Annotated in this window: 16 protein-coding genes and 1 pseudogene; 10 read left to right on the top strand and 7 right to left on the bottom strand. The window is 70.6% G+C overall.

All coding sequences use genetic code 11. The features are described 5' to 3' along the window. The first annotated feature begins 48 nt into the window (after positions 1-48). Positions 49-231: a hypothetical protein gene (locus ACFZDL_RS45850; RefSeq protein ID WP_353596835.1), complete on the top strand. Its 183-nt coding sequence runs from the start codon at positions 49-51 to the stop codon at positions 229-231. 263 nt (positions 232-494) lie between these two features. Here the strand turns inward: ACFZDL_RS45850 and ACFZDL_RS45845 are convergent. After that, positions 495-611: pseudogene (locus tag ACFZDL_RS45845) on the bottom strand (acyl-CoA dehydrogenase family protein); the annotation flags it as partial. 370 nt (positions 612-981) lie between these two features. Between ACFZDL_RS45845 and ACFZDL_RS45840 the strand changes: the two are divergent. Continuing rightward, entirely contained in the window at positions 982-1,338 is a 357-nt protein-coding gene (locus ACFZDL_RS45840) for a hypothetical protein (RefSeq protein ID WP_353596837.1), read from the top strand. 175 nt (positions 1,339-1,513) lie between these two features. On the opposite strand, the gene ACFZDL_RS45835 is transcribed toward ACFZDL_RS45840, so the two are convergent. Then, positions 1,514-2,014: a DUF6233 domain-containing protein gene (locus tag ACFZDL_RS45835; RefSeq protein ID WP_353596838.1), complete on the bottom strand. Its 501-nt coding sequence runs from the start codon at positions 2,012-2,014 to the stop codon at positions 1,514-1,516. Between the two features lie 214 nt (positions 2,015-2,228). Here ACFZDL_RS45835 and ACFZDL_RS45830 point away from each other — a divergent pair, with 214 nt between their 5' ends. Then, entirely contained in the window at positions 2,229-2,669 is a 441-nt protein-coding gene (locus ACFZDL_RS45830; protein ID WP_353596851.1) for a Ku protein, read from the top strand. Positions 2,670-2,746: 77 nt separating this feature from the next. After that, positions 2,747-3,031: a hypothetical protein gene (locus tag ACFZDL_RS45825; protein WP_353596839.1), complete on the top strand. Its 285-nt coding sequence runs from the start codon at positions 2,747-2,749 to the stop codon at positions 3,029-3,031. 189 nt (positions 3,032-3,220) lie between these two features. On the opposite strand, the gene ACFZDL_RS45820 is transcribed toward ACFZDL_RS45825, so the two are convergent. The 3 genes from ACFZDL_RS45820 to ACFZDL_RS45810 all read right to left on the bottom strand — a co-directional run bounded on the left by ACFZDL_RS45820 (position 3,221) and on the right by ACFZDL_RS45810 (position 6,074). After that, entirely contained in the window at positions 3,221-3,496 is a 276-nt protein-coding gene (locus ACFZDL_RS45820) for a hypothetical protein (RefSeq protein WP_353596840.1), read from the bottom strand. Between the two features lie 583 nt (positions 3,497-4,079). Continuing rightward, positions 4,080-4,565 (bottom strand): hypothetical protein, encoded by a 486-nt coding sequence (locus tag ACFZDL_RS45815; protein WP_353596842.1) that lies wholly within the window; start codon positions 4,563-4,565, stop codon positions 4,080-4,082. 369 nt (positions 4,566-4,934) lie between these two features. Next, positions 4,935-6,074 carry an acyl-CoA dehydrogenase family protein gene (locus ACFZDL_RS45810; protein ID WP_353596843.1) on the bottom strand — a complete coding sequence of 380 codons (1,140 nt, stop codon included), beginning with the start codon at positions 6,072-6,074 and terminating at the stop codon, positions 4,935-4,937. Between the two features lie 197 nt (positions 6,075-6,271). Between ACFZDL_RS45810 and ACFZDL_RS45805 the strand changes: the two genes are divergently transcribed. Beyond that, on the top strand, positions 6,272-6,712 hold the full coding sequence (locus ACFZDL_RS45805) for an Lrp/AsnC family transcriptional regulator (RefSeq protein ID WP_353596844.1): 441 nt from the start codon (positions 6,272-6,274) through the stop codon (positions 6,710-6,712). Positions 6,713-6,757: 45 nt separating this feature from the next. Here ACFZDL_RS45805 and ACFZDL_RS45800 read toward each other — a convergent pair whose 3' ends face one another. Together ACFZDL_RS45800 and ACFZDL_RS45795 are read right to left on the bottom strand one after the other, a co-directional pair. After that, complete coding sequence (locus ACFZDL_RS45800) at positions 6,758-7,450, bottom strand: ribonuclease H (protein WP_353596845.1); 693 nt, start codon at positions 7,448-7,450, stop codon at positions 6,758-6,760. 77 nt (positions 7,451-7,527) lie between these two features. Further along, on the bottom strand, positions 7,528-8,748 hold the full coding sequence (locus ACFZDL_RS45795) for a serpin family protein (RefSeq protein WP_353596846.1): 1,221 nt from the start codon (positions 8,746-8,748) through the stop codon (positions 7,528-7,530). A gap of 198 nt (positions 8,749-8,946) precedes the next feature. On the opposite strand from ACFZDL_RS45795, the gene tal reads away from it, so the two are divergent. From tal to ACFZDL_RS45770, 5 genes are all read left to right on the top strand, one after another. Beyond that, the gene (gene tal, locus ACFZDL_RS45790) at positions 8,947-10,071 is read left to right on the top strand and encodes a transaldolase (RefSeq protein WP_353596847.1); all 1,125 of its coding nucleotides are present in this window, start codon (positions 8,947-8,949) and stop codon (positions 10,069-10,071) included. A 6-nt stretch (positions 10,072-10,077) separates the two neighbouring features. After that, the gene (gene zwf / locus ACFZDL_RS45785; protein ID WP_353596848.1) at positions 10,078-11,619 is read left to right on the top strand and encodes a glucose-6-phosphate dehydrogenase; all 1,542 of its coding nucleotides are present in this window, start codon (positions 10,078-10,080) and stop codon (positions 11,617-11,619) included. Beyond that, positions 11,616-12,617, top strand: a complete 1,002-nt coding sequence (gene opcA / locus ACFZDL_RS45780) for a glucose-6-phosphate dehydrogenase assembly protein OpcA (protein WP_391194430.1) — start codon at positions 11,616-11,618, stop codon at positions 12,615-12,617. Before zwf ends, opcA begins: the two co-directional genes overlap by 4 nt. After that, complete coding sequence (gene pgi / locus ACFZDL_RS45775) at positions 12,610-14,277, top strand: glucose-6-phosphate isomerase (RefSeq protein ID WP_353597328.1); 1,668 nt, start codon at positions 12,610-12,612, stop codon at positions 14,275-14,277. Before opcA ends, pgi begins: the two co-directional genes overlap by 8 nt. Before the next feature lies 1 nt (position 14,278). Beyond that, the coding region (locus ACFZDL_RS45770; RefSeq protein WP_353597327.1) for an NAD(P)-binding domain-containing protein at positions 14,279-14,513 on the top strand (235 nt) is incomplete at its 3' end.

Below are 14,513 nucleotides of genomic sequence, written 5' to 3'. Positions count from 1 at the left end.
TCAGCGGCACGAGGGTGATTGTCCCTGGCTGCCCGTAGAGTTGTTCGCATGTCCGAGATGCCTGAGTCCACGGAGGCCGTGCGCGCCACAGAGCGTGCGAACGAGGCGATCCGGCGATTCATGGCGGCGCGGACCGGGCGCCCCCTGTGGCCGGCGGAGCGGGTGGAGTACGGGCGGCTGCTGACCGCGTGGGCCGAGGCCCAGCGGGGCGGGCTTCCAGAGACGGCCTGACATGCCGCCGCCGCGTCGGCCGGGCGGCGCTTCGAGCAGCCGCGCAGCCGTAGCGGTTGGCCGGACAGCTGACCCAGGGCAGGCGGGGGCACCGACACCGCCGGCGGCGCGAACGTGAATGCCCCTCGCTGACGGGGGAGCAGCGAGGGGCACGTCCAGTGTGACACGGGACAAGCATCGAAGCGCCCGCCCCGGGCAACACATGTCGCATATATCTACAAGCGGAGCCCGATCATCTCGGAGCAGGCCTGGATCGGCGCGGATCAGTCGGCGAGTCGGCGGCTGATGACCAGGCGCTGGATCTGGTTGGTGCCCTCGAATATCTGCATGATCTTGGCCTCGCGCATATAGCGCTCGCGGCGACCAGCGCTGCCACATCCTTTCCCCTGGTCAGAGCGCTGATTCGATCCGCGTTCTACCGGGCTGCTTGGGTGTTGTTCAGGGTTCCCCGGGAGAGGTCGTCTCCCAGATTTCTCCCAGGCTCGACCGGCGGAACCTAAGGCCACCCTTACTCGCGTGGGTGGAGAATGTGCACGGGCCCCCTCCCGTTTCCGGAGGGGGGCCCGCTCGCGCCGGGCCCCCTCGCACGCCCAACTGCAGACCGAGCACAACGTCGGCCGCGGCGTCGTCGAGCATGCCATCGCCCAACTCCGCCGCGAGGGCCTTCTCGAAGGGGTCCGGCGGGCCCGGCCGAGGGTCGCCTACCCTCCGGCTGCGCGTACCCTCGTCGACCCCGATGCGGACTGGCCGGTGCCGCGGGACGCGCGGCAGGTCGAGAGCCGCCCGCGGGCGACCGAGGACTTGGCCGCGCGGCTTGGCATCGAGCCGGGATGTCGCATCACCCGCCGGTCGACCGAGTTGGTGGATGCCGGCGGCGTCACGGTCGGCCTGCGCACGGCATGGTGGCACGGTCGACACCGCAAGCACAATGCGTTCCGGTGTGAGCTTCAGATGCATTCGATCACCGCCACAGAGGCTGAGCTGACGGGTCTCACCGCTGGCGCCGCGGCGTTCCTGCTGCAGTGCACGCGGTACAGCGAGGACGGCCTGCCGGTCGAGGTAGCAGATCTGGTCCTCCCTGCGGATCGCTGGCGGGTGCGACTGTAGCCCTGGGCAGGGCTGGGCAGGGCTGGGCAACAGGAGTGTTCATGTGGGTCGCTCCTGCGCTTCTGGCGGCTCACCCAAGCGGGCGCGGCGGCTGCGGGGAAGAGGTCTGCGCATAGATATGTGCATGACCCACGAATCCGTCACGCTTCGTCTACACCTTGGCCAGAGGTTTTGCCTAGCAGACAGGAGAACAGGCCCACAACTGGACGCCGTTGACGGCGCCGAGGCACCGGGAGGTGTAGAGACGCATGCCGCACAGGGCGCACTCGTAGCCGGCGCGCTGGTCGGGAGTGAGCCGGGCCGGGTCCGGGAGCTCGCCGATCTCCACCCAGACGCACCCCGCGTCCACGTCGCGCCCGCATTCGACGGCGTCCTCGGTGGTGATGCGCTCGTGGGAGTCGCGGGCCTGCCAGCAGTCGCGGCGGTGAAGGCGGCGGGAAGGCCCGTCCTCGGTGTACTCGCGGCGCTTCTCCACGACCCACTGCCGCCCGACGATCGCGCCGTCGGTCGGCACGGCGGAGTAGTCCTCGCCGGGGATGGGGGTGATGTCGTCGGCGGGGACGCTGATCGGGCTGGGGGCACCCATGCTCTTGGTGCGGCCGTCGGTGTGCTCGTAGCGGGCAGGGAGGATCGCCTCGCACTCGGCCCACCAGCGGCCGTCGGGGGTGCGGTTCACTTGGCGAGGATGACGTCGAGCTCCTGGCCATCCGGGAGCACAGCCCTGGCCCACGGTCCGGCCTTCGCCCGCCACTCCTCCACACTCACCGTTCGATTCTAGTTCGATTACCCGGGTGGGTGCTGACCAGGGGCGTAGTGCACCCAGGCGATCTACGGTCGAGCCATGCGGGCCATCTGGAGCGGGGCGATCAGCTTCGGCCTCGTAGCCCTGGATCGGCGCCTCCGGAGTCGGGGCCCAACGCCCCTACGCCCTGCTGGTCGAAGCCCTCTCCCGCAGCGGCAGGCTCGCCATCTGCAAAGTCGCCATCCGCAGCAGAGAGAGGCTGGCGGCGCTCAGGCCGCGGCACGGCATGCTGCTGCTACAGACCCTGCTGTGGCCCGAAGAAGTGCGCGACCCCGGCGACCTCTCCTCCCCCGCGCCACTCACCGACCGCGAGCTCGCCATGACCGAAGTGCTCATGGACGCGCTCGCCGGAGTCGACATCGACCAACTCCACGACGAATACGCGGCGGCACTCAACAGCCTCGTCGGCACCAAAGCCAGCGGCGGCGAAGTTGCCGTTCGGCCCGAGCCGGCGCCCGCAGTCGACCTCATGGCCGCCCTCGAGGAGTCCGTGCGGGCCGCCAGGCGGGACCGCGGCGAGGACATCTGAGCCAACCTGCGTCACTGGCCGCAGCATGGGCACACGAGGGTCAACCCAAAGGGGGAACTTCCCGAAGGAGCACCGTCGTGATCAAGAAGCTGCACGATATCGGCCTGCGCTCAGAGCACGCCTACACCGCCGCCGTCGCCTCCATCGGCCTGTCCGTGTTGACCTGGACCGCGTCTCTCCGCGCCGAGCCCGGCAGGGGCCTCGACCGCGCAGACCGATGGGGCATCTTCGTCGGCGAATGGGCGCCCACGCTCTTCGGCCTCGGCGTGGCCCTCTCCCACTACGAGCAGGAAGAAGGCTCGCTGCTGGGCAAGGCCCACGCCGACGGAGAGCGGCAACGGCAAAGAGTAGGCACCGTATAGCACGACGCCCCGCCGTCAGGGCGGGGCGCCGCGCCATCAGCTCGTTCAGCTAGCACATCTTGTAGTCGGCTCGGGTGGAGTTGCACGAGCAGGAGTCACGGAAGGCGCCGCACGCCGTCCTCAACTACCGGTCTGGGATACAGGGTGCGAGCCGTTCGAGAGGCGGCTGCGCCGAGCGTCGGCCAGGGGTCACTCCTCCGAGGGGTGAAGCCGTTTTAGTCGCGCGGCTATTCGTTGCAAGGCGTCCGCCTGGCGGCGCCCGGCTTCGGCGGTGCTCTTCGAGGACTCCGCTATGTCCTTCGCGCTCGCTTCCAGCGTCTCTCGCTCGAGCGCGGTACTCCGCAGAATGTCGAGATCAACAACGTAGGTGAGCTGCTCTACGGGGCCGAACGGCCCATCTGTCAGGACCGTGATGGTGTAGAGCCGAGGAAGGTCGCTCCCAAAGAGTTGATGGGCCACATCCATGATGAGGGACCAAGTGTCGTTCGCAGCGGGGGCTCCACCTGTACCTGAACGTTCCGCGCCAGGGTGGGGCCAGTGTTCTCGATCACGAATACGAGCAAGGAGGAGCTCGGCACGCGCGGCCGGATGTCCGCGATCACGTAAGGCTCAGCCTGCTCCCGCTGGGCTCGCTCGGTGAGCTTCACCGACTCCACGGCCGAGCGGGCTTGTGCACGCCCGTAGATAAGCGCCCATCCCGCGGCCATCGTGTTCAAGCCAGATAGCCCCAGCGCGACCCCCGTTGCTGCATCCATGAGGTCGCAGCATACGGGTAGCCCACTCCTTCCACACCTACTGCTGGAAGCAGCGGAGCGCGGACATCTAGCGCATAACGTTCCCTTATACGGCGCCCCGCAGCACGCGGTAGTGCCGTACCTTGCGCCCGACGTCCACCAGCGTCGTGTCCCCGACGAGCGTCCAATGTCGCCAGTACGCTGCTCCACCGTGATTCTCGCCCATGCAGGAGCAGGTGCAGTCGTCGCCCGTGGCGCGCTCGCAGTTGGTATCGCATCGTTCCGTGGTCGAGAACTCGAGGTAGACGTCGACCTCACCGAAGCGCTCCGCGAGTGCCATCGTGATGGTGGCAAGGTGAGGGCGAGCTATCTCCCAGCGACCTTCTTCCTTGTTCCAGTCCGGGCGCACGCGCGAGCCCAACTCTTCGAGGATCCAGCGCGTGTACTTCGAGGCCTTGGCTGACGTGGATGATGCTGTCGGCGCGGAGGGCGGCGACTTCTGCGGAGCGGCCGGCGATGGCGAAGGCCATGAGCCAGAGGGCGCGGTCGCGGAGTCCGGTGAGTCCGTCGGCGACGGCGGCGTTCATCTGCCGGAGTTGTTCGGGGGTGACGGCGGCGGCTTTGCCTCGGCCGCGCGCCATGCGTTCGGGGTCGTTCTTCAGCGGCTTGAGGGCCTGCCGCGCGGCGACCGTCGCCGCCTTCGGCACCTCGACGCCTTGCTCGTTCCGTGCGGTGACGGTGACGCCGGTGATGCGGCGGTCGTTGGGTGCGGCGGCCTGACGCCGCATGGCCTGCGCCACTCTCAGAAGGTGTGGCTTGAACGAGGGCAATCACCCTAGGGTGGCCGTAGAGGCGCGTATGGGGCATGTGCTCCAAGGGGTAGAGGGCACGTACTCGCACGTGACGTTGGCGATGGAGTTGGCCATCGCCGAGTACCTCCAGCGGTTGTGGGAGGACTCGCTGAGGGTCGTCGTGGACCGCCGCGAGTTCGGCCTCTATCCCCCTCTTGAGCCTCCCCGCAGAAGCAGAAAACGATCTCCCAAAAATCTCCCATCCGCCGCGTAGCACTGACAGGGAAAGACCAGAAACGCCCTCCCGGTGAGCGGGAGGGCGCTTCTTCGGTCGTTACTCTATGCGCGTCCTACTGCGTGTTGCCCCATCGGCGCGGATCAGTCGGCGAGTCGGCGGCTGATGACCAGGCGCTGGATCTGGTTGGTGCCCTCGAATATCTGCATGATCTTGGCCTCGCGCATATAGCGCTCGACGGGATAGTCGCGGGTGTATCCGTAGCCGCCGAAGACCTGGACCGCGTCGGTGGTGACCTTCATGGCGGCGTCGGTGGCGATGAGCTTGGCGACGCTGGCCTGCCGGCTGTAGGGGCGTCCCGCGTCGCGGCGGCGGGCGGCGTCGAGGTAGGTGGCGCGGGCGGAGTCGACGGCGGCGGCCATGTCCGCCAGCAGGAAGCCGAGCCCCTGGTGGTCAATGATCTTGCGGCCGAACGCGGTGCGCTCATGGGCGTAGGCGACGGCGGCGTCCAGGGCGGCCTGCGCCAGTCCGGTGGCGCAGGCGGCGATGCCCAGCCGGCCGGAGTCCAGGGCGCTGAAGGCGATCTGCAGCCCTTGCCCTTCCCGTCCGATGAGCCGGTCGGGGGCGAGCAGGGCGTCGTCCCAGAAGGCGGCCGTGGTGGGGATGGCGTGCAGGCCCATCTTCTCCTCGGGCCGGCCGAAGGTGAGGCCGTCGGTGTGGCCCGGGGCGAGGAAGCAGGAGATGCCGTCGCTGCCCAGGGCGGTGCGGGCGAAGAGGGCGTAGAACCCGGCTTCGCCGCCGTGGGTGATCCAGGCCTTGGCGCCGTTGATCCGGTAGCCGCCGGCCTCCTTGTCGGCCCGGCAGGTCAGCGCCGCGGCGTCCGAGCCGGCCTGCGGTTCGGAGAGGCTGTATCCGCCGATGAGGCGGCCGCTGAGGATGTCCTCCGCCCAGCGGCCGAGCTGGGTGTCGGCGCCGAAGGTGAGGAGGGGGAAGGCGGCGAGGGTGTGGACGCTCACCGCGACGGCGACGGCCGCCCAGCGCGCGGCCAGTTCCTCCAGGGCCTGGAGGTAGACCTCATAGGGCTGGTCGCCCCCGCCGTACTGCTCCGGGTAGGGCAGGCCCAGCAGGCCCGCCTCGCCGAGCAGGGCGAACAGGCCCTCGGGGTAGGTCTCGGCGCGTTCGTGTCCGTCGACGCGGGGGGCGAGTTCCTTGTCGGCGATGTCGCGGACGAGGTCGAGCAGGTCCTCGGCCTCCCGGGTGGGCAGCAGGCGGTCGACGGTCATGACGATGCTCCTGTGCTCACGCGAGCCTCCTCGACGTCGTGGGGTCCAGGGGCTCAGGACAGCAAGACGAGGCCATAAGTCACAAGGACCTTGTGAGAAGTCGGGAGGAAGACGCAAAGTATTTCCACGAGCAGGATCTTCGGGCAGTTTTGCTTGCGCGTGGTGGGGCTGTTCATCGAACCGGAGCAGGGGCCTGGATGACCGAGATCGACGATGTGGACCGGCAGTTGCTGCGGATGCTCCGTGAGGACGGGCGGCGCACCTTCTCCGAGATGGCGCCCCAGGTCGGGCTGTCGGTGGCCGCGGTCAAGCGCCGGGTGGACCGGCTGCGGGACAGCGGGGTGATCAAGGGCTTCACGGTGCAGGTCGATCACGCCAAGCTGGGCCGGGGCATCGAGGCCTTCGTGGAGCTGTCGTACACGGGCACCACTCCCGTCGGGGAGATCGTCCGCACCGCGTACGAGGTGCCCGAGGTCCAGGCGGTGTTCACGATCGCGGGCGATCCCGACGCGCTGGTGCATGTCCGGGTTCGGGACATCGAGCATCTGCAGCAGGTCATCGACGGGCTGCGGCGCGCGGGGCAGGTCACCGGCACCAAGACGCTGATGGTGCTGGGCTCCTGGACGAGAGACGCCTGAGGAGGCGGGACCGGCCCCGCGGGCCGCGGGATCTCCGGCCGCGGGTCAGTTCGCGGCGGCGATGGCGCAGGCGGGGTGGCCCCAGCCGTCGGGGTTCTTCTTGATGGTCTCCCCCTTCGCGTACGGCGCCCCACAGCGGCACCGGCCGGGGAACTTCGCCGTGATGGAGCCTCCCGAGCGGGCGCCGCTCCCCCGCTTGGCCCCCTTGGCCGCCTTGGGCCCCTGCTTGGCGCCGCGCTCGGCCGGGGCCTGGGGCGGGGGCAGGGCCGAGCCGAGGGAGCTGCCGATGGCCTGCTGGGTGCGGGCCGTGTCGCTGGCCGCCTGGTCCGCTGCCGCGTTGAACGGGTCGCCGCCCACCTGGTGCGCCGCCACGTACACGAACTCCACGTCCCGGCCGCCCAGCAGCTCGTCGATGCGCACCACGAGATCGCGGTTGGCCACCGGGGTGCCCGCGGCGGTCTTCCAGCCCTTTCTGCGCCATCCCGGCAGCCAGGTGGTGACCGCCTTCATCGCGTACTGCGAGTCCATCCGCACCTCGAGCGGCGCCGCCGGGTCGGTGGCCTCCAGCAGGCGCATGAGCGCGGTCAGTTCGGCCACGTTGTTGGTGGCGGTGCCCAGTGGCCCGGCCTCCCACCGCGCCACCGCGCCGTCGGCGCCCGCGATGACCCATGCCCAGGCAGCGGGCCCGGGGTTCCCCTTCGACGCCCCGTCGCACGCGGCAATGATCCGTGTCGTCATCCCCCGATACTGCCACCTCAAAGGACCCGCCCCGCACCTGAGCGACCCCGGGGAAGTGAAGCACGCCCCGCGGGCGCTCAGCGGCTGATGTGCATCCCCGGCAGGATCCGGTCCCGGTACTCCTCCGGTTCGCCGACCCAGCCGGCCATGAGCACCAGGCCGGATCCACGGTGCACCGCGAGGAAGCCGAAGGGCCGGTCGAAGCGGGCGTGGACCAGCTTCGCCCGGTACGGGGGCGTCGACGGGACACCGCCGGGCGCCGCGGCCAGCGCGGTCACCGCGGCGGCCCGGAAGCCGAGGGCGCCGAAGGTCGCCGTCGCGCTCTGCCGCGCCGCCGAGATCGCCAGCGGCGCGGCGCTGATCCCCGGGAAGTGGCCGTGCGAGGCGTCGCGCGCGGAGCGGAGCCCGAACAGCGGCGCGTGGTCGAGCAGATCGTGGTCGCCGTCCACGGTGAAGGGCACCGTGGCGACGCGCAGCACGGGCGCCCCGCCCCAGCTCGCCACGGTCTCGACGGTCAGGCCGGGCCCGGGGGCGCCGGACGAGAGCGCCTCGCCCGCCGTCGTCGGGTACGCCCCGCCGAGCGACGCCACGCCCGCCGACAGCACCTGCCCGCCCGGGGCGTCTTCCGCACCGAGGAGCAGATGCACGTCCAGGCCGCTGTCTCCCTCGACCCGCAGCACGGTCAGCGGGCCGTCCGGGGTGTGCGCGACGGCGATCTCGTCCGACAGCGGGCCGGTGCGGGACAGCCCGGCCAGGGTGCGCCCGGCCCATGGGCCGTGGCGCGGGGCGGTCACGGAGGGGTCGAACGGCTGTCGCCAGGTGGTCCGTACGACCAGGGCCGTGGCGAGCACCAGCAGTGTGTTCGGGTCGACCACCGGGGGCATCTTCTCGATCAGGCCGTCGGTGTGGCGCGCCGCCCAGGCGCTCATCCGCTCGAGGTCGGCGTCCGCATCGCCGGTGAGGGCGCCGTGTGTCCCCAGGGGCAGCCGGCTCAGCCACTCGGGGCGCAGCGGCAGTTCCTGGCGGGTCCACAGTCCGAGGGCCGCGTCGACACCCGGCAGCTCGCCCAGCGCGGTGAGCAGGTGCCGGCCCTGGGCGAGCGCGGTGTCCGCGCCGATCCCCAGGGCCTCCTCGAGCTCCCGCCGAGCCGGGCCGCCGGCGGCGTCGGCGAGCAGGGCGAGGGCCGGCCAGACACCGGCCGCGGTGAGGACCGTGCCGCGCCCGCGCACCGCTTCCCGCGCCCAGTTCGCCGTCATCGCGTTGACGGCCCGCGCCGCCGTGGTGTCCTCGGTGACCATGTTCTCCCCCGTGTCCTGCGACCCCGTGTCGTGCGAATCACCTTAACGATCTCCGGTGCGCCAGATCACACGGGCTCCCGGAATAGGGGCGGTGGCCTGCACGTTCTGCTGATTGTTTCACAGCTGAACATAAAGGGATCGGGTCCATGGGCACGCGATCCAGCGGGAGAAGCAGAACCCGGCGGGAGAAGCAGAACGATGAACGATGCTGACGCACTCAAGCGCCTGGCCGACGAAGGCGTCGCTATCTGGCTCGACGACCTGTCGCGCAGGCGCATCGCCTCCGGCAACCTGGCCGAGCTGATCGACCGGAGCCATGTGGTCGGGGTCACCACCAACCCGTCGATCTTCCAGAAGGCGATCTCCGGCGGCGACGGCTATGAGGACCAGCTCCGCGACCTGGCCACCCGCGGGGTGACCGTGGACGAGGCCATCCGCATGGTCACCACCGCCGATGTGCGCGACGCCGCGGACGTCCTGCGTCCGGTGTTCGAGGCCACCGGTGGCCGGGACGGCCGGGTGTCCATCGAGGTCGACCCGCGGCTCGCCCACCACACCGCCGCCACCGTCGCCGAGGCCAAGCAGCTCGCCTGGCTCGTCGACCGCCCCAACACCCTCATCAAGATCCCGGCCACCGAGGCCGGGCTCCCCGCGATCACCGAGGTCATTGGCGCGGGCATCAGTGTGAACGTCACGCTGATCTTCTCGCTCGACCGGTACAAGGCCGTGATCGACGCCTATCTGGCCGGTCTGGAGAAGGCCCGGGCCGCGGGGCTTGACCTGTCAAAGATCCACTCGGTGGCGTCCTTCTTCGTCTCCCGGGTGGACACCGAGATCGACAAGCGCCTCGACAAGCTCGGCACCGAGGCCGCGCGGGCCCTCAGGGGCCGGGCCGCCCTCGCCAACGCCCGCCTCGCCTACCAGGCGTACGAGGAGGCCTTCGCCGGTGAGCGGTGGCGGTCCCTGGAGCAGGCGGGCGCCAACCGGCAGCGTCCGCTGTGGGCCTCGACGGGCGTCAAGGACCCCGCCCTCCCCGACACTCTCTACGTCACCGAGCTGGTCGCCCCCGACACGGTCAACACCATGCCCGAGGCCACCCTGGCGGCCACCGCCGACCACGGCGAGATCACCGGCGACACCGTCCGCGGCACCTACCAGGACGCCCAGGGAGTCCTCGACGAGCTGGCCGCGCTGGGCGTCTCGTACGACGAGGTGGTCCGGCTGCTGGAGGACGAGGGCGTGAGGAAGTTCGAGCAGGCATGGCTGGACCTGCTCACCTCCACCGAAGCCGAGCTCCGGCGCCTGGCGCCCAAGGAGGCGTGAACAACCATGTCGGCAACCACAGCCGGCCAGTGGGTCAACCCGCTGCTCGATCCGTCGGACCGCCGCCTGCCGCGCATCGCGGGCCCGTCAGGACTGGTCATCTTCGGCGTCACCGGCGACCTGTCGCGCAAGAAGCTGATGCCCGCCGTCTACGACCTGGCCAACCGCGGTCTGCTGCCCCCGGGCTTCTCCCTCGTGGGCTTCGCCCGCCGCGACTGGGAACACCAGGACTTCGCCCAGGTCGTGCACGACGCGGTCAGGGAACACGCCAGGACCCCGTTCCGCGAGGAGGTCTGGCGGCAGCTCGCCGAGGGCATGCGCTTCGTCCCCGGTGAGTTCGACGACGACAAGGCCTTCAAGCAGCTCCGCGAGACCGTCGACGAACTCGACGCGGCGCGCGGCACCAGCGGCAACTTCGCCTTCTACCTCTCGGTGCCGCCGAAGTTCTTCCCCACCGTCGTGCGGCAGCTCAAGCGGCACGGGCTGTCCGACGCGCCCGAGGGCGCCTGGCGGCGCGCGGTCATCGAGAAGCCCTTCGGACACGACCTGGCCTCCGCCGAGGAGCTGAACCAGGTCGTCCACGAGGTGTTCGCGCCCGACCAGGTCTTCCGCATCGACCACTACCTGGGCAAGGAGACGGTCCAGAACATCCTGGCGCTGCGCTTCGCCAACCAGATGTTCGAGCCGATCTGGAACCGGTCGTACGTCGACCATGTGCAGATCACCATGGCCGAGGACATCGGCATCGGCGGGCGCGCCGGCTACTACGACGGCATCGGCGCGGCCCGCGACGTCATCCAGAACCACCTCCTCCAGCTCCTCGCGCTGACCGCGATGGAGGAGCCGGCGGGGTTCGACGCCGAGTCGCTGGTGGCCGAGAAGCTGAAGGTCCTCAAAGCGGTCAGGCTCCCCGCCGACCTCGGTGCGCACTCGGTGCGCGGGCAGTACGCGGCCGGCTGGCAGGGCGGCGAGCTGGTGCGGGGCTATCTGGAGGAAGAGGGCATCGCCTCGGACTCCAGGACCGACACCTACGCGGCCCTCAGGCTGGAGGTCGACAACCGCCGCTGGGCCGGGGTGCCCTTCTATCTGCGGACCGGCAAGCGGCTCGGGCGGCGGGTCACCGAGATCGCGGTGGTCTTCCAGCGCGCCCCGCACTCCCCCTTCGACGCCACCGACACCCAGGAGCTGGGACAGAACGCGCTGGTCATCCGGGTGCAGCCGGACGAGGGCGTCACGGTCAGGTTCGGCTCCAAGGTGCCCGGCACCTCCATGGAGATCCGGGACGTGACGATGGACTTCGCGTACGGCGAGTCGTTCACGGAGGAGAGCCCGGAGGCGTACGAGCGGCTGATCCTCGACGTCCTGCTCGGCGACGCCAACCTCTTCCCGCGCACGGAGGAAGTCGAGGAGTCCTGGAAGATCCTCGATCCCGTTGAGGGGTACTGGGACACCCACGGCCGGCCGGAGCAGTACACCGCCGGCACCTGGGGCCCCAAGGCCGCAGACGACATGCTCGCACGAGACGGACGGAACTGGCGCCGGCCATGAACATCGATCTGACCAACACCACATCGAGCAGGATCAACGCGGCCCTGGTGGAGGCCCGGCGAGCGGCGGGCAGCCCCGCCGTCGGCATGGTGCTCACCCTGGTGGTCGTCACCGACGAGGGCAACCACTACGACGCGCTCAAGGCCGCCGCCGACGCCTCCCGGGAGCACCCCTCCCGCATCCTGGCGGTCATCAAGCGGCCCGGCCGCTCCCCGCGCGACCGCCGCACCGCCCGCCTCGACGCCGAGGTGCGCGTCGGCGGCGACGCCGGGGGCGGGGAGACCGTCGTCCTGCGGCTGCACGGCGAACTCGCCGACTACGCGGACTCGGTGGTTCTGCCGCTGCTGCTGCCCGACGCCCCGGTCGTGGTCTGGTGGCCCGTCGACGCCCCGGCCCGGCCCGCGCAGGACCCGCTGGGGGCGCTCGCGCAGCGGCGGATCACCGACGCGTACGCCGTCGAAGACCCGCTCGAGCAGCTGGCCGCCCGCGCCGCCTCGTACGCCCCCGGCGACACCGACCTGGCCTGGACCCGGCTCACCCCGTGGCGAGCCATGCTCGCGGCCGCGCTGGACCAGGCACGTTCGCAGGTCACCTCGGCGGTGGTGGAGAGCGAGGCGGACAATCCGAGCGCCGAGCTGCTGGCGCGCTGGTTCGCGGGCCGGCTGAGGGTGCCGGTCGAGCAGGTGGTCACCGACGGTCCGGTGGTCACGGGCGTGCGGCTGCGGACGGCGGCCGGGGACATCCACATCGACCGCCCGGACGGTCCGGTGGCCAAGCTGTCCATCCCGGGCCAGCCCGACCGCACCCTCGCGCTGAAGGTGCGCAGCACCGCCGAGCTGATCGCGGAGGAGCTGCGCCGGCTCGACCCCGACGAGGCGTACGCCGCCGCCCTGCGCGCCCGGGTCACCGCCCCGGCGCCGACCGCTCCGGCCACCGCGGCTGTCTCCGAGAAGGTCTCCGAGAAGGTCTCCGAGAAGAAGGAGCAGAAGGATGTCTGACCCCGCCCGCCTCGACCGACTCCCCGAGTGGGCCGCGCTCGCCAAGCACCGCGAGGAGCTGACGGGGGTCCATCTGCGTGATCTGTTCGCCTCCGACGCCGGGCGCGCCGACCGCTACGTGGTGCGGGTCGGGGATCTGCGCATCGACTACTCCAAGCACCTGGTGACCGACGAGACGCTGCGGCTCTTCCGGGAGCTGGCGAAGGCGCGCGGGGTCGCGGAGCTGCGGGACGCGATGTTCCGCGGCGAGAAGATCAATGTCACCGAGCAGCGGGCGGTGCTGCACACGGCGCTGCGCGCTCCGCGCGACGCGGTGATCGAGGTCGACGGCGAGAACGTGGTCCCGGACGTACACGCGGTGCTGGAGGCGATGGCCTCCTTCGCGCGGCGGGTGCGCTCGGGTGAGTGGACCGGCGCCACCGGCAAGCGCATCCGGACCGTGGTGAACATCGGCATCGGCGGCTCGGACCTGGGCCCCGCGATGGCGTACGAGGCGCTGCGCCCGTACACGGCTCGGGAGTTGGACGTCCGCTTCGTGTCCAATGTGGACGGCGCCGATCTGCACGAGGCCGTGCGGGACCTGGACCCGGCCGAGACGCTGTTCATCGTCGCGTCGAAGACCTTCACCACGATCGAGACCATCACCAACGCCACCTCCGCGCGCGGCTGGCTGCTGGCCTCCCTCGGCTCCGACGCCGGCGAGGAGGCGGTGGCCAGGCACTTCGTGGCGCTGTCGACCAACGCGGAGAAGGTGACGGAGTTCGGCATCGACCCGGCCAACATGTTCGCGTTCTGGGACTGGGTCGGCGGGCGCTACTCGTTCGACTCGGCGATCGGACTGTCGCTGATGATCGCCATCGGCCCGGAGCGGTTCCGCGAACTGCTCGACGGTTTCCATCTGGTCGACGAGCACTTCCGCACCGCCCCCGCGGAGGCCAACGCGCCGCTGCTGCTGGGGCTGCTGGGCGTGTGGTACGGCGCGTTCTTCGACGCCCAGTCGCACGCGGTGCTGCCGTACAGCCACTATCTGTCGAAGTTCACCGCGTATCTGCAGCAGCTGGACATGGAGTCCAACGGCAAGTCGGTGGACCGCGAGGGCCATCCGGTCGGCTGGCAGACCGGCCCGGTGGTGTGGGGCACCCCCGGCACCAACGGCCAGCACGCCTACTACCAGCTGCTGCACCAGGGCACGAAGGTCATCCCGGCCGATCTGATCGGCTTCGCCCGGCCGGTGGCGGAGCTCGGCCCGGAACTGGCCGCCCAGCACGACCTGCTGATGGCCAATCTCTTCGCCCAGGGCCAGGCGCTGGCCTTCGGCAAGACCGCCGAGGAGGTACGCGCCGAGGGCGTCGCCGAGGAGCAGGTCGCGCACCGCACCTTCCACGGCAACAAGCCCACCACCACGATCCTGGCCGCCGAGCTGACCCCCTCGGTGCTGGGCCAGCTGATCGCGCTGTACGAGCACAAGGTGTTCGTCCAGGGCGCTATCTGGAACATCGACTCCTTCGACCAGTGGGGCGTCGAGCTCGGCAAGGTCCTGGCCAAGCGCGTCGAGCCCGCGCTCACCGAAGGCGCCGCCGTCCCCGGACTGGACGCCTCCACCGCCGCCCTGGTCGCCGCCTACCGCTCGCTGCGCCACCAACAGCAAAGGAACATCTGAGATGCAGCTTGGACTCATCGGCCTGGGGAAGATGGGCGGCAACATGCGCGAGCGCATCCGCCGCGCGGGCCACACCGTCATCGGCTACGACCGTGACCCGGGCCTTTCCGACGTCGCCGATCTCGCCGAGCTGGTCGGCGCGCTCGAGGGGCCGCGGGTGGTGTGGGTCATGGTGCCGGCCGGTATCGCGACCCAGACCACCATCGACGAGCTGGCCGAGCTGCTGTCGCCGGGCG

It is taken from the genome of Streptomyces sp. NPDC007917 (assembly GCF_042959105.1).
Taxonomy (GTDB): Bacteria; Actinomycetota; Actinomycetes; order Streptomycetales; family Streptomycetaceae; genus Streptomyces.
Note: the sequence above shows the minus strand (reverse complement) of the source record. Positions and strands in the feature narration are given on the sequence as shown.